This window comes from Vibrio sp. ER1A (assembly GCF_000733315.1).
Taxonomy (GTDB): domain Bacteria; phylum Pseudomonadota; class Gammaproteobacteria; order Enterobacterales; family Vibrionaceae; genus Vibrio; species Vibrio mediterranei.
The window spans coordinates 64,602-84,630 of record NZ_JPJA01000002.1; the positions used below are offsets into that span (position 1 = coordinate 64,602).

Consider the following 20,029-nt stretch of genomic DNA (forward strand, 5'->3'; position numbering starts at 1 on the left):
CGAATTACGCTTTGTGTTTTTTAATCAGTTCAATGAAGTGGTCAAACAATGGTGCAGCATCGTGTGGACCTGGGCTTGCTTCAGGGTGACCTTGGAAGCTAAATGCCGGCTTATCAGTGCGATGGATACCTTGAAGCGTACCGTCAAATAGAGACTTGTGCGTCGCACGCAGGTTTTCAGGTAACGTCTCTTCATCAGCAGCAAAACCGTGGTTCTGAGAGGTAATCATCACTACATTGCGATCGAGATCTTTTACCGGATGGTTGGCACCGTGGTGGCCAAACTTCATTTTTACAGTTTGTGCACCTGATGCTAGCGCCAAAATTTGGTGACCCAGACAGATACCGAAAATAGGCAGTCCGTTATCTAGGAAAGTCTTAGTTGCCTCAATAGCGTAAGTACAAGGTGCTGGGTCGCCAGGGCCGTTCGATAGGAACACGCCATCTGGATTAAGCGCGAGCACTTCTTCCGCTGAAGTTTGCGCTGGAACCACCGTTAGGCGGCAGCCGCGGTCAACAAGCATGCGCAAGATGTTACGCTTGGCACCGAAGTCGTAGGCAACAACGTGATATGGCAATTCACTGTCGTCTTTCGCTTCAGGAAGTCCACCCTCGAGCGTCCACGAACCTTGTTTCCATTGATACGTTTCTTTTGTTGTAACCTCTTTCGCAAGATCCATACCTTTCAAGCCAGGAAATTCTTTTGCTTTAGCAAGTGCTAGAGCTTCATCTAGGTTATCGCCCGCTACGATACAACCGTTCTGCGCACCTTTTTCACGAAGAAGGCGAGTCAGTTTACGTGTATCGATATCAGCAATACCAACGATGTTCTGAGACTTGAGATAGCCTGAAAGGGATTGTTCGTTACGGAAGTTTGATGCGATAAGAGGAAGATCGCGAATCACAAGGCCTTGTGCGTGGATTGCTGAAGACTCTTCGTCTTCTTTATTAGTACCAGTATTGCCAATGTGAGGATAAGTAAGAGTTACGATCTGTTGAGAATAGGAAGGATCAGTGAGGATTTCTTGGTACCCCGTCATCGAGGTATTAAAAACAACTTCACCAACGGATAAACCATCTGCTCCAATGGAAACACCGTGGAACACTGTCCCATCTTCTAGGACTAACAGTGCTGATTTACTCAAGACAACCTCCAGAATAAAAATGCATAAATTTTAAATTAAATTGCAGATTTGCCTTCCTCTTCGCTATAAATAAGCGCTTTTAGGTAGTTCAGACAAATTGGCGGTATTCTAATGATGCCCGTGACAAGTGTCAACAACTGCTGAAAAATAAAATTAAATTTTATCGCCATTGACCATTTTTTTACTCTAAACCCTCAAAAAAACACATTTAAAGAGCAAAAATCAATCAGTTATGATTCCGCATAGTTTTTCGTGCTAGCAAAGTTAATAACAACCCTGCAATTTTTACCTCATCACTACGCAAACGTTAACCGAAACAAGTTAACATGAAAAAACAAGACATAGAGAATGCATTTCACCTCAAAGCTACAAAATTCACATACAAATCCATTCGTTTTGTACAGTTTTTGTGTTTTTGTTCGATTTAGCGAGATGGCCATTCATACCCTAAATCAATATTGACTCTGAGAATAATTATGTAAAACAATTGAGCTTTGAGATTCGACTCAATGAGATATAAAAAAAGCGCCAACTGGCGCTTTTCGTTAAATGCTATCGAGACCGAGAACTTCAGTCATGGTATAAAAGCCCGCAGGCTTATCATTGAGCCATACCGCAGCTTTAACGGCCCCATTGGCAAACGTCATGCGATCGGTCGCTTTGTGGGTAATCTCGACGCGCTCACCAATATCAGCAAACATAGCGGTATGTTCACCAACAATATCGCCAGCTCGAATCGTTGCAAAGCCAATTTCGTCACGAGTACGCTCACCAGTGATGCCTTCACGAGCATAGACGGCTACATCGTTGAGTTCATTACCCATTGCACCTGCAATTGCTTCTCCCATACCTATAGCAGTACCAGATGGAGCATCTACTTTATGGCGGTGGTGTGCTTCAACAATTTCGATGTCGCAGTAATCGCCCATAACCTTCGCAGCTTTCTCAAGAAGCTTAAAGACTAGGTTAACCCCAACACTGTAGTTCGGCGCCATAACCACTGGCACAGATTGAGCAGCCTCATCGATGATCGCCTTCTCTTCTTCGCTAAAGCCAGTTGTACCAATCACCATTTTTTTGCCATGCTGTTTGCATAGCTCTAGATTCGCAAGGGTACTTTTTGGCGCAGTGAAATCGATGATAACGTCAAAGTCATCAATAGACTTATTAAGATCATCCACCAAAGCGACGTCAAATCGCCCTTCACCACACAATTCACCAACATCAACACCAACTAAAGATGACTCTGGGCGTTCAGAACCTGCGCCTACTTCAGCCTGATTGTTGTGAAACGTTGCTTTCACTAGGTTGCGACCCATGCGGCCCGCTGCTCCTGCAATCGCAATTCTTACCATTGCGTTATTCTCCGTTGTTTATGTTGCTACCAATGTAACGCAAAGACACTAGGGCTACCAGAGTCGTTACAGATTTTAACGGTATTTTTCGACCACTTTATTTAGGATGGGTACATTCGCTTCGGGGAATGCATAATTCGGTAAATCGGCAATATTTACCCAACAGCCTTCCTGTCCCTCTTTTCCGTATGGTTCATTGTCAAACGACGTCACCGAGATAAAATCAAACTCCAACGATTTTTCTGGGTAGTCATGAAGTAGGTGCTCGAACAACTCAAACTCTTTAACTTTTATGTCGATCTCTTCGAACAGCTCACGAGTTATCGCCTCGCCGACTGATTCTCCTAACTCGACTTTACCCCCAGGAAACTCCCAAAAGCCGCCTTTGTGAAGATTATCAGGACGTTTAGTGATATAGATTTGCGACTTATCTTGGTTAAAGATGATCGCGGCAACGATATGAACTCGCTTCACGTTTTTCCCCACCTATTTCTGTGTTTCTCGTAAATTCAGATTAAAAAAAAGAGCCGCATAATGCGACTCTTCATTTTTACATCATGGTTTAGTTAATCTTACCATGGCATTGTTTGTATTTCTTACCAGATCCACAAGGACATGGCTCATTGCGCCCCACCTTACGTTCTTCACGAACCATAGGCTGTTGTGAATCATCACCAGACTCTTCTGAGTGATCAGCAAGTTGGTTCTCAGCATCCGCGTGTTGAGCATGTGCTTTTGCTGCTGCCGCCTCTGCTTGCGCTTGACGCTGAGCTTCCATACGCTCAACTTCTTCTTGCTGTTGCACACGTACTTTTGAAAGTATAGTGATCACGTCAAATTTCAGAGAATCCAACAGTTGCTCAAACAACTCAAACGACTCACGCTTGTATTCTTGTTTCGGGTTCTTCTGAGCATAACCACGAAGGTGAATACCTTGACGTAGATGATCCATAGCGGCTAGATGCTCTTTCCATAGCGTATCTAGAGTCTGCAGCATGACCGATTTTTCAAAGTTACGAAGTACTTGTGCACCAACAGTTTCTTCTTTCTGTTGATAAATCGTTACTGCTGTATCAAGGATTTTCTCACGAAGTGCTTCTTCATAGAGCTTGTCATCTTCATCAAGCCAAGTTTTGATTGGAAGCTCTAAATCGAAGTCGTTCTTCAGACGTTCTTCTAGACCCTCGATATCCCACATATCTTCTAGAGACTGAGGTGGGATGTACTCATCGATAACAGAAGTGAACACATCAGCACGGTTTTGCTCAAGCATTTCACTGATGTCTTCTGCCGTCATTAATTCATCACGAAGCTCGTAGACTACTTTACGCTGGTCATTAGCTACGTCGTCAAACTCAAGCAGTTGCTTACGGATATCGAAGTTACGACCTTCCACTTTACGCTGAGCTTTCTCAATAGAGCGTGATAGCATCTTACTTTCAATCGCTTCACCTTCGTCCATACCACTTTGGATAAGGCTAGCCATACGATCAGAAGTGAATATACGGAGTAGTTGATCTTCCATTGATAGATAGAAACGAGACGAACCAGCATCACCTTGACGACCAGAACGACCACGTAACTGGTTATCGATACGGCGAGATTCATGACGCTCTGTACCAATGATATGCAGACCACCAGCAGCAAGAACTTGATCATGAATCACTTTCCATTCTGCTTTAATGGCATCGATTTGCTCTTGCGTAGGCTCAGAAATCTGTTCAACTTTAGACTGCCAGCTACCACCCAATACGATATCGGTACCACGACCCGCCATGTTAGTTGCGATAGTTACGGCACCTGGCGTACCCGCTTCAGCAACGATTTCAGCTTCGCGTTCGTGGAACTTCGCGTTAAGAACGTTGTGCTTGATCTTAGCTTGCTTCAACGCATTAGATAACAGCTCTGACTTCTCAATCGAAACCGTACCAACCAGAATAGGCTGACCTTTTGCACTGCGCTCTTTAATGTCTTCGATAATCGCGTTGAATTTTTCAACTTCAGTACGATAAACCACATCAGCCATGTCATCACGAACCATTGGTTTATTGGTTGGGATAACAACTGTTTCTAAACCATAGATAGACTGGAACTCAAACGCTTCAGTATCTGCCGTACCTGTCATACCCGACAGTTTTTCATAAAGACGGAAGTAGTTCTGGAACGTAATAGAAGCGAGTGTTTGGTTTTCGTTTTGAATCTTCACCCCTTCTTTCGCTTCAACAGCTTGGTGAAGACCTTCAGACCAACGACGGCCTGGCATAGTACGACCAGTATGCTCATCAACGATAACTACTTCGCCTTGCTCGTTAACGATATAGTCAACGTTTTTCTCAAATAAAACATGAGCACGAAGGGCTGCGTTCACGTGATGCAATAGGCTAATATTGGTTGGCGAGTAAAGTGTGTCACCCTCTTCCATCAAACCATTTTTGATCAATAGTTCTTCAACAAACTCCTGACCTGTTTCGGTTAAGTGAACCTGTTTTGATTTTTCATCAACCGTGTAGTGACCATCACCACGGTACTCTTCTGAGTCTTCTTGATCTTGTTGTTCAAGCTGAGGAATTAACGTGTTAATACGTGTATATAGCTCTGAACTGTCTTCAGCAGGGCCTGAAATAATAAGTGGAGTACGAGCTTCATCAATTAAGATTGAGTCCACTTCATCGACAACAGCAAAGAATCGCTCACGCTGAACTCGGTCTTCCACACGGAAAGCCATGTTGTCACGTAGGTAGTCAAAACCAAATTCGTTGTTGGTACCGTATAGAATGTCCGCTTGATAAGCTTCTTTCTTTTCTTGTGGGTGCATGTTTGGCACGTTCACGCCAACACTCATGCCTAGGAATTCAAATAGAGCGCGGTTTGTTTCAGCATCGCGTTTTGCTAAGTAGTCATTCACGGTTACGATGTGAACGCCTTTGCCCGGTAGAGCATTTAGATAAGCAGGCAAAGTTGCTGTTAGCGTTTTACCTTCACCAGTGCGCATCTCTGCAATTTGACCAGAGTTCAACACCATGCCACCGATAAGCTGAACGTCGAAATGGCGCATCCCGAAGACACGTTTAGACGCTTCACGAACTGTAGCAAATGCTTCTGGCAGAAGTTGGTCTAGGTTTTCACCTTTATCCAATCGCTCACGAAACTCTACTGTTTTTGCTTTCAGTTCTTCGTCAGACAATGCTTCGAACTGTGGCTCGTAGTTATTGATCTGCTTTACGATTTTTCTTAGTCGACGCAGTGTTCTGTCGTTACGACTACCGATGACCTTTGTCAGTAGGTTAGTAATCATTGTGTTTTTATTCTCTCTACCATTAGATCATATCGACCTATTAAAATTGCCTTCCGTCTCGACTAGGGTCTACTGACCTAACTGAGATAAAATCTATACCAACTGATATTGAGTTCAAGCTGTTAAATTTCAAGGCAGATATACCAATTAATGGCACATAGTTTAAGGAATTTTTGCCCTAACAACCAAGCTTCAATACAAACTAACCGTAATTAGTTTGATGTGTTTGGAAGTTTTGTCATATAAAGCCGCATTCAGCGCAGCATTGTGGCGGATATTTCTAAACGGAGATAGCGGCAGCATACATCAAAAGTGAAAACTTAAACTGCGCAGCGAGTTTCATTTAAAGCAGCCAAACTGCAAGATCACGAAGATCCACTGCAGATCTTTGCCACTATTAAGTAAAGTTCAACAGGCAACAAACTGCCACATCACTGTTTAGTAGGCATAAAAAAACCAGACTCAAGGTCTGGTTTTTTAAACACTAGTAGTTTTTTAAGCAAGAACCATATTTGGTTCTGCAAAAGCAACTGGAGAACCAGCTTGCTCTTCGAATGTTGCCCACTCCCATGCTTCTTGGTCTGCCAATACCGCGCGCAGTAGTTGGTTATTTAGACCATGACCTGATTTATACGCAGAGAACTCACCAACAATCGCGTGACCAGCCATATAGAGGTCGCCAATCGCATCCAATACTTTGTGAGTAACAAACTCATTATCGAAACGAAGACCTTCTTCGTTAAGAATACGGTATTCATCAAGAACGATAGCATTATCGAAGCTACCACCTAACACAAGATTTTGTGATTGTAGGTACTCGATGTCACGCATGAAACCAAAAGTACGAGCGCGAGCGATATCTTTGATAAAGCCTTGCGACGAGAAATCAAACTGCAGACGCTGTTCATCAGCATCAATTGCAGGGTGGTTGAACTCAATCTCGAAATCCATACGGAAACCGTTGTATGGACGAAGCTCTGCCCACTTATCACCATCTTCGAAACGCACTGGTTTCTTGATACGGATGAAACGTTTTGGTGCATTCTGAGTTTCGATGCCGGCTTGTTGTAGCAAGTATACAAACGGGCTTGCACTGCCATCCATAATAGGGATTTCAGGCGCATCAACTTCAACGATGATGTTATCAATGCCCATACCCGCTAATGCTGCATTCAAGTGCTCGACTGTTGAAATACGAACACCGTCATCATTAACAAGCGCAGTACATAGCATTGTGTCGCGCACAGAAAGAGGATCCGCAGGAAAATCCACAGGCGGATTCACGTCAGTACGACGGTAAACGACACCAGTATTAGCAGCCGCTGGACGCAAAGTTAGTGTTACTTTACGGCCAGAGTGGAGACCCACTCCTACAGTAGTCACTATTTCTTTAAGCGTACGTTGTCTGATCATCTACAAACCTCTTCTTCAACGCTACAAATCACGGTTGATTATGTAAGCAACCGCGAATCCTACCAGATTTTTGAGCTGTGTCAAATTTAAGCAGACAGCTTAGTCTGCTTGACGACGCAAAAATGCTGGAATATCTAAGTAGCCACTTTCCTTTTCAGGTTTAGGTGCAGCACTAGTATTCGCGCCAGATGCAGGTGCATTTGATCCCGAATGACTCGGTGTGTTCACTTCAACCTTGTCCTGACTATTTACAGGCAAAGTTTGTGCCACTTTCTCTTCAACTTTCGCAGCTGGAGCTTGCGTTTGTTGTTGTGGCTGACTTGCTGTTACTGGTGTTTTACCACCTGCAACAAGCGTGATGTCAGGTTTGCGCTCATTACCGATACCAGTAGCAACCACAGTCACGCGAATTTCGTCGCTCATGTCAGGGTCTAGCGAAGTACCAATTACCACTGTTGCATTATCAGAAGCAAAAGCCTTCACTGTGTTACCGACTGTCTCAAACTCGTCTAAACGCATATCCAGACCAGCAGTAATGTTCACTAGAACACCACGAGCACCAGCAAGATCAATATCTTCTAGAAGCGGGCTAGAAATCGCCATTTCAGCGGCTTCTTCTGCACGGTCTTCGCCTTTAGCAACACCGCTACCCATCATCGCATGACCCATCTCAGACATCACAGTACGTACGTCCGCAAAGTCGACGTTAATCATGCCTGGGCGAGTAATTAGCTCTGCAATACCTTGAACGGCATTCTTAAGAACATCGTTCGCACTTGCAAAGGCTTCTAAAAGCGTAACGCCACGACCTAGTACTTTAAGTAGCTTTTCATTTGGAATAGTGATTAAAGAGTCAACATGCTTTGATAGCTCTTCAATACCTTGTTCTGCAAATGCAAGACGCTTTTTACCCTCGAAGCTAAATGGTTTAGTCACCACCGCAACAGTAAGAATACCAAGCTCTTTCGCTACTTCAGCAATAACGGGAGCTGCACCGGTTCCGGTACCACCACCCATACCAGCTGCGATAAATACCATATCGGCGCCAGTAATGCTTTCTTTAATTCTTTCTTTATCTTCGAGAGCTGCATCACGTCCAACTTGTGGGTTTGCACCCGCACCCAAGCCTTTTGTAATATCGCCGCCGATTTGAATGACGTGACTGATACTCGTTTTGCGAAGTGCCTGAGCATCCGTATTCACACTAATGAAATCAACCCCTTCGATTGACTCACGAACCATGTGTTCTACAGCGTTACCACCGCCACCGCCGACTCCAACTACTTTAATGACTGCTTCGTCAGACATTTCCATCATCGGTTCAAACATTTGTTATCTCCGTTTTCCTGCAACTCAGGTTAAAACTCTTTTTGTATCCAATTACGCAACTTTCCAAAGATTGTCGACACCGATTGACGTTTTGGTTCGTTATAATCATTGTCGTCATTGATCTGACTGTCTCTTGCGTAATGAAGTAATCCAACGGCCGTAGAATGATACGGCTCCTTTACATAGTCCGTGAGACCGCTAACCTCTAAAGGCTTGCCTACACGAACCTGATTGCGGAAGACGCGCTCTGCACACTCCACAACCCCTTCAATTTGTGCTGCGCCGCCCGTTAAGACCACGCCTGCTGCTAGATGATGTTTTACACCATTCTCTCTTAGTTTAGCTTGAACATTATCAATGGTTTGATTTACTAGTCCCATTAACTCTGTATAGCGCGGTTCTATCACTTCTGCCAATGTTTGGCGTTGCAAACTACGAGATGGTCGACCGCCAACGCTTGGAACGTTAACTGTATCATCTTTGCTCACTAGTTCGCTTAGAGCACAACCATACTTTACTTTTATTTCTTCTGCATCACTAAGAGGTGTACCAAATGCAAATGCAATATCACTGGTCACAGCATTGCCAGCATAGGAGAACACTTCTGTATGTCGAAGTGCACCACCGGTCCAAATAGAGACATCCATGGTTCCCGCGCCAATGTCTACGACACAAACGCCCAGCTCTCGTTCATCTTCAGTAATAACAGCGTTACTGGAAGCTAATCCAGAGAAAACCAGCTGCTCTACCTTTAATCCACAACGCTCAACGGCCTTGATGATATTTCTTGCCATATCATTGTGACAAGAAATCAGATGAACACTCACTTCCATTCGAACACCAGACAAACCAAGCGGATTTTTTATCCCTTCTTGATAGTCTATGGTAAATTCCTGAGGAATCACATGAAGAATACGTTGTTCATCACCAATTTTAATGGATTTCGCGGTATGAATCGCTCGGTCCATATCATCCTGTGACACTTCTTCCTCAGAAATGGTTCCCATGCCTTTTTCAATTCGACTCGCAATATGCTTGCCTGAAAGAGAAATAAATACATTGCTAATCTGGCATTCTGCCATCAACTCAGCTTGATCGATAGCACGCTGCACGGATTTAACCACTGACTCTAGGTCGTTTACACCGCCTTTGTCCATGCCTCGAGAAGGACTGGAGCCAGCACCAATGATATTGACCTGACCGTCGGGTAATACTTCACCGACCAACGCAGATACAGTTGCAGTGCCTATATCAAGACCGACAATAATATTGTCATCCGTGGTCTTCGTCATCTGTACTCTCTTTGTTATAGATATTTCAATTTCCAGCGAACAATCTTGTTGCTCAATGTCCAAACTGAACTTAGGTATCGATAAATTGCTCTACCGATACGTAATACCAGTCATCCTACTTTTTTGCTCTCTGCGTGAGAGGTTCCAGCCTCTTCCGCAGGGAACCAACCAACCGCAGCACCGGTATCATATCTTAAGTCGATATAACTAATTTTAGAGACTTGATCGCCCAGCTTTCGATAAAGCGAAATAAAGCGCTCCAAGCGCTCCTGCATCGAGTCTTTACCCAACTCTAAACGGATACCGTTGTCCAAAATAACTTGCCAAGCTCGGCGTTCGTTCAGTACCAATGATGATATGGATAACCCAAGCGGTGCTAATTGCCCGTTGCTGTCTCGATAAGTTTGAAGTACTTGTAACTCAGTGCCTTTTGGCCCATAAAGTTTTACTTTCTGCTCTTCAATTGCCGACACATCACCGCTAAACACAACACCGTTTGTGTCTAACATATCAATACCATTCCAGATGGCACTAGCCTGATGCTCTGTAAGAAAGACTTTTACTGTATCTGGCCACTGTTTGCGAACGGAGGCCTGAGATACCCAAGGGATTTGCTCGACACTTTGCTGCAGCACATTGATGTCTTGCGACATAAAAGTGCCAATGTGTTCAAGGTTGGCAAATGCGTGTTGCACATCCTTGGCAGTTACATGAGTCAAATCGCCCTGCAACACTATCTTTGATAAAGGGAGGCGCTGGTCGTCCCACATCCAGCTAATGGTGGAATAAAGTGTTGAACCTATTACGGTGATTACAGCTAATAAAAAAACAGCCCCGACCCCATGTTTAGAAAACAAGGTAATTCGACGCGTTGATTCTGCACTGCTCTCTGAAGTTTCAGTCAAACTCTTTGGTCCTTTATTAACTTCTCTTCGCCTTTCCTTAAGATAGTGGAATAAGAGTCTAATCTAATATTGTTAACCTTAGGATTATACTAATGAATATCAAACTATCAAACACTGAACCTAAGAAATATCGGCTTTTACACATTGAAATAACAAAAATGTTCGACTAAGCGATCAAAATTCTCGATAGCTCGGTCGAACAGTTAAGTTTTTTACTAATTGAACTGACGTTGCTAACTATTCTGCATTAGCTGGATATCTAACTTCATCTGCTCAAGCTTCCTGGCTACTTTACCGATATCACCAGCACCTTGCGTCAGAAGAAGGTCGCCTTCTTGCAAAAGATTCGATAAAACAGATGGTAACGCATTCACGTCTGGAACAAAAACAGGATCCAACTTACCTCTTGTACGAATAGTACGACATAGTGAGCGTCCATCAGCCCCAGCAATCGGAGCCTCTCCTGCCGAGTAAACATCCAACATCACTAAAACGTCAACTTGTTCCAGCACATTGGCAAAGTCATCATACAAATCGCGAGTACGACTATATCGATGAGGTTGGAAAATCATCACTAAGCGTTTTTCAGCCCAGCCATTGCGCGCCGCTTTAATCGTAACATCCACTTCTGTTGGGTGATGACCGTAGTCATCCACTAACATCACTTTACCATTACCAGTGTCAAACTCACCAAGGTGTTCAAAACGTCGGCCAGTACCTTCAGTCCCTAACATAGCATTAACGATAGCTTCATCGGCAATGTTATCTTCCGTTGCAACAGCAATCGCCGCTGCTGCATTAAGAGCATTATGTTGACCTGGAATATTCAGAGTAATCTCTAAGTTCTCTCGGCCTTTTCTGACAACCGTGAATTTACCTTGCTGACCGTCTTGACGGTAGTTCTCGATTCGCACATCTGCATCATCAGAAAAACCATAAGTAATCACTTGACGACTAACACTTGGAATCAATTCACGAACTACTGGATCATCAACACACATCACCGCCTGACCGTAGAAAGGCAGGTTATGTAAGAAATCGATAAAGGTTTGTTTTAGCGTATCAAAGTCACCACCATAGGTATCCATATGGTCAGCTTCAATATTAGTCACAATACTCACCATCGGTTGCAGATGAAGGAAAGACGCGTCACTTTCATCCGCTTCAGCGATCAATATTCGACTTGAGCCTAATCGAGCATTAGTACCAGCACTCTTTACCAAGCCACCGTTAACAAACGTCGGATCCATTCCAGCTTCCGAATAAATCTGAGTAACCAGTGCGGTCGTAGTGGTTTTACCGTGCGTACCAGCCACCGCGATACCATGTCTAAAACGCATCAGTTCCGCTAGCATTTCAGCACGGCGAACTACAGGAATTCTCTGCTCTTTTGCAGCAACTAATTCTTGGTTTTCTGGATCGATAGCCGTAGATACCACTACCACACTTGCGTTTTCAATATTACTCGCCTGATGGCCAATATAGACAGTGGCACCTTTTTGAGTCAGACGCTCTGTCACAGCATTTTCAGCAAGATCTGAGCCGGTAATCTGATAGCCTTCATTAAGCAGTACCTCTGCGATACCACTCATGCCAGCACCACCAATTCCGACAAAGTGAATACACTTCACTCGTCTCATTTCAGGTATCAGGGCCCGTATTTGTGCTAGGTCTTGAGTATGTTGCTGTGTCATGGATTAAATCTCGTCAATCTATTTTGTTAATTCGATAATTTCTTGGGCGACGCGTGTATCTGCATCAAGTTTAGCGGCTTTTCGTGCATTCTTCGCAAGCTCTAGCAGTTGCAGTCGATCGAGCTGTTTTACTTGTTGCGCCAATTTTTCTACCGTTAAATCCGGCTGTTCAATCATATAGGCAGCGCCACTGTGCACCAGGTGATCACCATTAAGCGCTTGCTGCCGATCTTTGTGCATAAATGGAATAAATATGGCACCTACGCCGACCGCCGCTAGTTCAGAGACAGTCAAAGCACCAGAGCGACAAATTACTAGGTCAGCCCAGCGATAGGCTTGGGCAACATCGTCGATAAACTCAGTAACGTCTGCATTGTCAACTGCATTGGAGCGATATAGCTCAGCCACTTCTTCGCTATTACCTTTACCTGCTTGATGACGGATTATGTAGCCTGAACCAAGCTCTGCCATTACTGGAGGTAACGTCTGGTTTAAAATACGTGCACCTTGACTGCCACCCATGACAAGAATACGAATATCACCTTCGCGGCCTTCAAGTCGCTGTTGCGGTTCTTCAGTATCAATTAAATCTTGTCTTACTGGGTTCCCAACTACTTCAGCATTGGGAAATGCACCTGGAAACGCCTGAAATACCTTCCTGGCAATTTTCGACAACCATTGATTGGTTAATCCTGCTACACCATTTTGTTCGTGTAATACAACTGGAATACCCATGGTCCAAGCCGCAATACCACCAGGGCCACTCACATAACCACCCATGCCTAGCACGGCATCCGGTTGCCATTTTTTTAGGTGCTTTCTAGCCTGTAATATAGCGCTAAATATCTGAAATGGCGCTTTAATAAGCTTGGTAATTCCTTGTCCTCGTAGACCTTTCACTTTAATGAAATCGATCTCAATACCATGCTTTGGAACCAAGTCGGCTTCCATACGATCAGCCGTTCCTAACCAGCGAATCTCCCAACCTTGTTCCTGTAGTCGATGCGCAACAGCAAGCCCTGGAAACACGTGACCACCAGTACCACCAGCCATCACCATCAAACGTTTATTCTTTTTCATCTTTGGCTTTTTTCTTATCTTTCTCAGGAGGCGCTTCCTGAGGTGTAGGTTCATCTATGTCTGGTAACAGACGGCATTCATGGTCGATACGTAGCAGTATCGACACCGCAACGGACATAATTATAAGACTGGAACCACCATAACTGATTAAGGGCAATGTCAAACCTTTGGTAGGAACCATACCAGCAGCAGCACCAACGTTGACTAACGTTTGAAAAGCAAACCAAATTCCGATCGCAAAAGAGAGATAACCTCCAAACAGTTGCTTCTTCTCAAAAGCACGCTTGCCGATGTACAGCGCTTTAATCACCAAAGCAAACACCAACATCAACACAAAAAGCACACCAATAAAACCTAACTCTTCAGCTAAAACTGCAAATACGAAGTCAGTATGCGCTTCAGGCAGGTACTCCAGTTTTTGCACCGAGTTGCCTAACCCTTGCCCCATCAAATTACCACGGCCGAACGCCATCAATGATTGTGTTAGCTGGTAGCCACTTCCGAAAGGATCTTCCCATGGGTCAAGGAAAGATGTCACTCGGCGAACACGATAGGGCTCCACCAAGATCAGGGCAATAACCGCACCGACACCAGCCACCAATAACGCGATAAACTGAGACAACTTTGCACCCGCTATAAACAGCATACCAAATAGGGTCACCAACATTACCACCACGGTTCCTAAGTCAGGCTGACCAAGCAACAAAATAGCAAAGGTAGTAAACACCATGATAGGTTTGATAAAGCCGCCAAAGAAGGATTGCCTTACCTCATCTTGCTTGCGAACTAGATAGCTCGACATGAAAATGAACAGTGACAATTTAGCGACTTCAGCAGGCTGCAAGTTAAAGAGCCCAAGAGGGATCCAGCGCGAGGCACCATTAACCGACTTCCCGACGGCCAATACGACGACCAGAAGAAATATCGACAACGCAAGCAAATAAGTACTGTAACGAAACCATTTTTCCGTTGGTACTTGCAGAACAATAGACGATGTCCCAAGCGCTAGCACCAAGAAAATCGCATGTCGAAACATAAAGTGGAATGGTTGATCAGTGAGTCTTGAACTAATAGGAAAAGAAGCCGATGTTACCATGACCAAACCGGTAATCATCAATGCAAACGCTAACCACACTAACTGTCTATCATAGAGGGCATCAGGAGCTGGTTGTGAAAACCAACCTGTTACCCTTTGTCGAAATTGATGGAACATAGTAGCGAGTCCGTTTAACTAACTTGTTTTGAAAATTGCTGAGCCAGCTGAGTAAAGTCATCTCCACGAGCCATAAAATTGGCAAACTGATCAAAGCTTGCACAAGCTGGAGATAACATAACCATATCACCCTTTTGCAGTTCGGGTGTAATGTCGGCTAGGACATTATTGAGCGTGTCATATCGAACCGCCGATGGATGCAACGTCATGAACTCCTCACCATCTCTCCCAAAACAGCACAACTTCACATTCAGCTCAGACAGGGGTTTGGCTAACTCAGAAAAGTCAGCGCCTTTGCCAACACCACCCACCAAAAGATACAGTTTACCCGCTAAGGTTAAGCCAGATAACGCTGCAAGTGTGCTCGCAACGTTAGTAGCCTTAGAATCATTCACCCACTTGACGCCCTTTTCATCTGCAACCACTTGGCAACGATGACTCAAACCAGTGTACTCAGCCAAACACGCCAAACCTTTTCGGTAGTCGATATCGCTCAGTTTGAGCAGTGCGCAGGCCACCAGCGCATTAGACCAATTGTGCTTGCCAACCAAACGAAGCTGGTCGGTGGAAATAATGGTTTCACCGTTATCGACTAGCCAGACTTGTCCGTCGATTTCGCACAGACCGAAGTCTTGCTCATTGAAACCAAACGTTGCTACAGGAAGTTCGGCATGCTCAGGGGAAGTCTCTGGCTCATCACGATTCACCAAAGCATATTCAGCATTGAAGAAAATACGTCGTTTCGCTTGCGCATAGTCTTCCATCCCATAGTAGCGATCCATATGATCTTCGGACAAATTCAAAAATGTCGATACTTTGGTTTTTAGTGAGTAGGTTGTTTCGAGTTGGAAGCTAGATAACTCTAGGACATACAAGTCAGCATTCAGTTCCAGCAAATCTAAAGCAGGAACACCAATATTACCGCCAACACCGACGTTGATACCCGCAGCTTTGGCCATTGCCCCTGTTAGATCGGTCACTGTACTTTTACCGTTAGAGCCCGTAATAGCAATAACAGGCTTGGTATTTGCCCACGCAAACAGTTCGATATCGCCAACAACGCGAATACCTTTGTCCAGTGCTTGCTGAATTTCTGGTGTTGCCAAAGCAATACCAGGGTTGCAAACAATCAGGTCTGCTTGACTCAACCACTCAGTATTAAAGCTTCCAGCATGCAGCTCTACTCCTTCTGGCAACTGCTCAACACCGGGAGGGTTCTCCCGACTGTCCATCACACGAACAGTCACGTCAGGATGGTTTTTACTAACATGATTAACGACAGAGAGCCCGGTAATACCGAGCCCAACTACAACGACTTGCTTTATGTCTTGCCAAGAATCCATGAACTGATTGTCCTACTGCGTTTCTAACGTACTTTAAGAGTGGCTAATCCAATAAGAACTAGTACGATTGAAATAATCCAAAAACGAACAATAACACGTGGTTCCGGCCATCCTTTTAGCTCGTAGTGGTGGTGAATAGGCGCCATACGGAAAATACGCTGGCCACGCAGTTTGTATGAACCTACCTGAAGAATAACCGACAGCGTTTCCATTACGAATACACCGCCCATAATAACAAGCACAAACTCTTGACGAACCAACACCGCAATCACACCAAGTGCACCACCAAGTGCCAGTGAGCCAACATCACCCATAAACACTTGTGCTGGATACGTGTTAAACCAAAGGAAACCAAGGCCAGCACCAACCATTGCGGTACATACAACGACCAACTCTGAGGTATATGGGATATAAGGAATATGTAGGTAGTTAGCGAAGTTAACGTTGCCCGTAGCCCAAGCAATAACCGCAAAACCCGCCGCTACAAGTACTGTCGGCATAATAGCCAAGCCATCCAAACCATCCGTCAGGTTTACAGCGTTGCTTGTGCCTACAATAACAAAATAGGTGAAGACGATATAAAACAGCCCCATCTGCGGCATTACGTCTTTGAAGAAAGGCACAACCAGTTGAGTTGCAGCCGTATCTTGTCCATGGGCATATAAAGCGAAAGCCACGAACAGAGCGATAACTGACTGCCAAAAATACTTCCAACGAGCAATCAAACCATCAGTGTTCTTACGGACAACTTTGCGATAATCGTCGACAAAACCCACTGCGCCGTAGCCAAGTAAAACAACCAATACAGCCCAAACATAAGGATTGCTTAGGTCAGACCACAACAACACTGTTAATGTAATCGCAAACAAGATCATCACGCCGCCCATGGTTGGCGTTCCGCGCTTACTAAAGTGCGATTCAGGACCTTCGTTACGAACAACTTGACCGATTTGCAACATTTGCAGGCGAGCAATCATTTTAGGTCCCATCCATAAGGACAACCCTAAAGCGGTTAACACACTGACTATGGCTCTGAATGACAGGTATTCAAACAGTCGAAAAAAAGAAAAGTATGGCTGTAGTAATTCCGCAAGCCAAATAATCATGTGTAAGTCTCCTTCAGTGCATTAGCAATGGTGTACATGCCTGCACTTAGTGCCCCTTTCACCAATAAGGTATGAGAGGTCTGGTTTAGCTGTGTTAAATTGCGCTCGATATATTCAAGCATGCTGTCGTGACTCTGAAAATGCATACCACCACATAGGTCACTGATAACCTTCGCATCTTCACCATAGGTCAAAACATGTTCAAATGCGAAAGGAGCAGCATGTTGTCCGACTTCTTTGTGAAGTGCAAGACTTTCATGCCCCAATTCTGCCATATTACCCAGAATCAACCAGCGCTGCCCTTGCTTAAACTGTGCAAGCAAGTCAACCGCCGCTTTCATCGCAGGCACACTGGCGTTATAGCTGTCATCAATTAAGGTAATGTGCTCAGTAAGTTTTTCGACATCAACACGACGTTTAACCTTACTTAGCGATTGCAAACCTATTTTGATTTGCTCTAAGGTCGCACCACATTGAATCGCCAAAGCACTCGCAGCAACGGCATTCGCCACATTATGCTCACCTAGCAATGACAACTGCAGTTCGACATTGCCGATTGGTGTGTGCAGTGTAAATAACGGATAGCCCTCTGATGACATCGCTATGTCAGAGCCATAAAAATCGGCGTTAGTGTTTTGTTTAGAGAACGTTATAAGGTTTTTATCTTGTAAAACTTCTGACCAAATCGACTCACCTTGACTATCGAGATTGATTAGCGCTGTCCCGTTGGCTGTGAGACCCTGGTAAATTTCACCTTTCGCAGTTTTCACGCCATCAAGAGAACCAAAGCCCTCTAGGTGCGCTTCTGCCACATTATTAACCATGGCAATATCAGGTTTCACCAGCGCCGTGGTGTAAGCAATCTCGCCAATATGATTCGCACCTAGTTCGATAACAGAAAAGTCATCTTGTGGTGTGCTGCGAAGTAATGTCAGTGGAACACCAATATCATTATTGAAGTTGCCAGCTGTGTATAGCACTTGTCCAAGGCCAGATAAGATACTCGCCACCATCTCTTTTACTGTGGTTTTGCCACAGCTACCAGTAATGGCAAGAGTTTTTGTCCCACAACGACGATGCACTTCAGCCCCTAATAAGCCAAGTGCAACTTTACTATCTGCTACGATAACCTGCGGAATATCAATATCCAGTTGACGTTCAACAATAAGTGCGGCGGCACCTTTATCAGCAGCTTGCTGGCAAAAATCGTGAGCATCAAAGCGCTCACCAACTAACGCAATAAACAGTGCTCCAGACTGAATCGCACGAGTATCTGTCGTGACTTCTAGGATTTGAACCTCACCGCCACTCTGCGTACCTTCAACAATATTGGCAATGTCAGATAGTGTTAATGCAATCATAATGTAAGTCCCAATAATGTTGCGGCCGATTCTCTGTCTGAGTAATGCACCGTTTCGGTACCAACAACCTGATAGTCTTCATGACCTTTACCGGCGAGTAAAATAATGTCCGATGCCTCAGCTTGGTTCATCGCCACCTGCGCCGCATCAAACCGTTTGTGTTCAACAATAGCAGCTTGCGGTTGGCTCATACCGGCCAACATATCTTCGACAATAGCAGCAGGGTCTTCACTTCGAGGATTATCATCACTAAGAATAACGTAGTCAGCTAAGCGTTCAGCGATCGCCGCCATCATTGGTCGTTTACCTTTATCTCGATCACCACCGCAGCCGACAATCACCCAAAGTTTACCTTCACAATGTACTCGCAACGCCAACAGCGCTTTTTCAAGAGCATCGGGAGTGTGAGCATAGTCGACAACTATTTTAGGTTTATTGGTGGATTGGAATAGTTCCATTCTGCCAAGCACTGGTTGCAGTTTCGGCGCAGTTTGTTGCAGATGTTCGATATCAAAGCCAAGCGCTAATAACGACGCAAACGCCAACATGAGATTGCTAGCGTTAAATTGACCAATCAGTGGTGCATGCAGATTGCCTTGCCCAAAGTAACCATCGAATTCAAGTGAGATTCCGCTATCGCTGTATTCTACTGTTGTTGCCCACAGCCCTCTTTCACCTTCTTGACGTCCTTCCACAGACACCGCGATGGCATCACTTCGTTCCGTCAACCAACGGCGACCAACGACATCATCAATATTGAGAACCGCATGTTCACAATGATGGCCGGTAAACAGGAGCTTCTTGGCGGCTTCGTATCCTTCCATTGTGCCATGATAATCGAGATGATCACGGCTCAGATTGGTAAAAATACCTAACTTAAATGGCACAGCGGCAACGCGACCTTGAACTAAGCCGTGAGAAGACACTTCCATCGCTGTATAGTTCGCACCTTGCTGATCTAACTTTGCTAAGATTCGCTGTACATCAATGGCACTGCCTGTGGTGTTTTTTGCCTCTTCAAGCTGATCTAAGAAGCCATTGCCCGTCGTGCCCATAATAGCGGCTTTATCACCGAGTAAATCAATCCATTGAGCAATAAGCTGGGTGATGGTGGTTTTGCCATTCGTCCCAGTTACACCAATGACTTGTTGCTGATATTGATATAGGCGTGCCGCGATGACAGAAAGCAGCGTGTCGAGTTGGTAGAGATGGAGAATTGGCACTTCACCAATATAGGTCACTTCGCCATGCTTATGCTCACTGTCTGCTTGAGCCAGCACAGACGTAGCGCCTGCTTGCACTGCTCTTTCGATAAACAGACGGCCATCGACAGTATGACCAATGATCGCGACGAAGCTATCGCCTTGTTTAATAGCCCGGCTATCTAATTCCAAATTGGAAACGACTATGTCATCAAGTGACAAGTAGCTCACTGAGCTTTCCATTTCGCTAATCCAAGGTTTTAGCAGTTTTGCCAATGTCAAAGAGGTCAACATTGT

The 20,029-nt window shown here is 44.7% G+C and carries 15 protein-coding genes; all 15 read right to left on the minus strand.

The window, feature by feature from the left end; genetic code table 11:
- Nucleotides 1–4: 4 nt before the first annotated feature.
- Complete coding sequence (gene carA, locus HW45_RS00800; protein WP_038223980.1) at nt 5–1,144, minus strand: glutamine-hydrolyzing carbamoyl-phosphate synthase small subunit; 1,140 nt, start codon at nt 1,142–1,144, stop codon at nt 5–7.
- A gap of 545 nt (nt 1,145–1,689) precedes the next feature.
- Nucleotides 1,690–2,499 (minus strand): 4-hydroxy-tetrahydrodipicolinate reductase, encoded by an 810-nt coding sequence (gene dapB, locus HW45_RS00805; RefSeq protein WP_006075634.1) that lies wholly within the window; start codon nt 2,497–2,499, stop codon nt 1,690–1,692.
- A gap of 75 nt (nt 2,500–2,574) precedes the next feature.
- Nucleotides 2,575–2,973, minus strand: coding sequence for an 8-oxo-dGTP diphosphatase MutT (gene mutT, locus HW45_RS00810; RefSeq protein ID WP_038223981.1), 399 nt, complete (start codon nt 2,971–2,973; stop codon nt 2,575–2,577).
- An 88-nt stretch (nt 2,974–3,061) separates the two neighbouring features.
- Nucleotides 3,062–5,794 carry a preprotein translocase subunit SecA gene (gene secA / locus HW45_RS00815; protein WP_031494088.1) on the minus strand — a complete coding sequence of 911 codons (2,733 nt, stop codon included), beginning with the start codon at nt 5,792–5,794 and terminating at the stop codon, nt 3,062–3,064.
- Nucleotides 5,795–6,289: 495 nt separating this feature from the next.
- The gene (gene lpxC, locus HW45_RS00820; RefSeq protein ID WP_031494089.1) at nt 6,290–7,207 is read right to left on the minus strand and encodes a UDP-3-O-acyl-N-acetylglucosamine deacetylase; all 918 of its coding nucleotides are present in this window, start codon (nt 7,205–7,207) and stop codon (nt 6,290–6,292) included.
- Between the two features lie 99 nt (nt 7,208–7,306).
- Nucleotides 7,307–8,536: a cell division protein FtsZ gene (ftsZ, locus tag HW45_RS00825; RefSeq protein WP_031495612.1), complete on the minus strand. Its 1,230-nt coding sequence runs from the start codon at nt 8,534–8,536 to the stop codon at nt 7,307–7,309.
- Between the two features lie 29 nt (nt 8,537–8,565).
- Nucleotides 8,566–9,828: a cell division protein FtsA gene (gene ftsA / locus HW45_RS00830; RefSeq protein WP_038223983.1), complete on the minus strand. Its 1,263-nt coding sequence runs from the start codon at nt 9,826–9,828 to the stop codon at nt 8,566–8,568.
- Between the two features lie 110 nt (nt 9,829–9,938).
- Nucleotides 9,939–10,733 (minus strand): cell division protein FtsQ/DivIB, encoded by a 795-nt coding sequence (locus HW45_RS00835; protein ID WP_038223986.1) that lies wholly within the window; start codon nt 10,731–10,733, stop codon nt 9,939–9,941.
- Nucleotides 10,734–10,966: 233 nt separating this feature from the next.
- Nucleotides 10,967–12,427 (minus strand): UDP-N-acetylmuramate--L-alanine ligase, encoded by a 1,461-nt coding sequence (gene murC, locus HW45_RS00840; protein ID WP_038223988.1) that lies wholly within the window; start codon nt 12,425–12,427, stop codon nt 10,967–10,969.
- A gap of 18 nt (nt 12,428–12,445) precedes the next feature.
- Nucleotides 12,446–13,507 carry an undecaprenyldiphospho-muramoylpentapeptide beta-N-acetylglucosaminyltransferase gene (gene murG / locus HW45_RS00845; RefSeq protein ID WP_038223990.1) on the minus strand — a complete coding sequence of 354 codons (1,062 nt, stop codon included), beginning with the start codon at nt 13,505–13,507 and terminating at the stop codon, nt 12,446–12,448.
- Nucleotides 13,494–14,720 carry a cell division protein FtsW gene (gene ftsW, locus HW45_RS00850; protein WP_038223992.1) on the minus strand — a complete coding sequence of 409 codons (1,227 nt, stop codon included), beginning with the start codon at nt 14,718–14,720 and terminating at the stop codon, nt 13,494–13,496. The genes murG and ftsW overlap by 14 nt, the downstream gene beginning before the upstream one ends.
- Before the next feature lie 14 nt (nt 14,721–14,734).
- Nucleotides 14,735–16,063 carry a UDP-N-acetylmuramoyl-L-alanine--D-glutamate ligase gene (gene murD, locus HW45_RS00855; protein ID WP_038223995.1) on the minus strand — a complete coding sequence of 443 codons (1,329 nt, stop codon included), beginning with the start codon at nt 16,061–16,063 and terminating at the stop codon, nt 14,735–14,737.
- 23 nt (nt 16,064–16,086) lie between these two features.
- On the minus strand, nt 16,087–17,169 hold the full coding sequence (gene mraY, locus HW45_RS00860; RefSeq protein WP_006072711.1) for a phospho-N-acetylmuramoyl-pentapeptide-transferase: 1,083 nt from the start codon (nt 17,167–17,169) through the stop codon (nt 16,087–16,089).
- Nucleotides 17,166–18,530, minus strand: coding sequence for a UDP-N-acetylmuramoyl-tripeptide--D-alanyl-D-alanine ligase (locus HW45_RS00865; RefSeq protein ID WP_038223997.1), 1,365 nt, complete (start codon nt 18,528–18,530; stop codon nt 17,166–17,168). Before HW45_RS00865 ends, mraY begins: the two co-directional genes overlap by 4 nt.
- Nucleotides 18,527–20,026 (minus strand): UDP-N-acetylmuramoyl-L-alanyl-D-glutamate--2,6-diaminopimelate ligase, encoded by a 1,500-nt coding sequence (gene murE, locus HW45_RS00870; protein WP_038223999.1) that lies wholly within the window; start codon nt 20,024–20,026, stop codon nt 18,527–18,529. Before murE ends, HW45_RS00865 begins: the two co-directional genes overlap by 4 nt.
- Between the last annotated feature and the right edge of the window lie 3 nt (nt 20,027–20,029).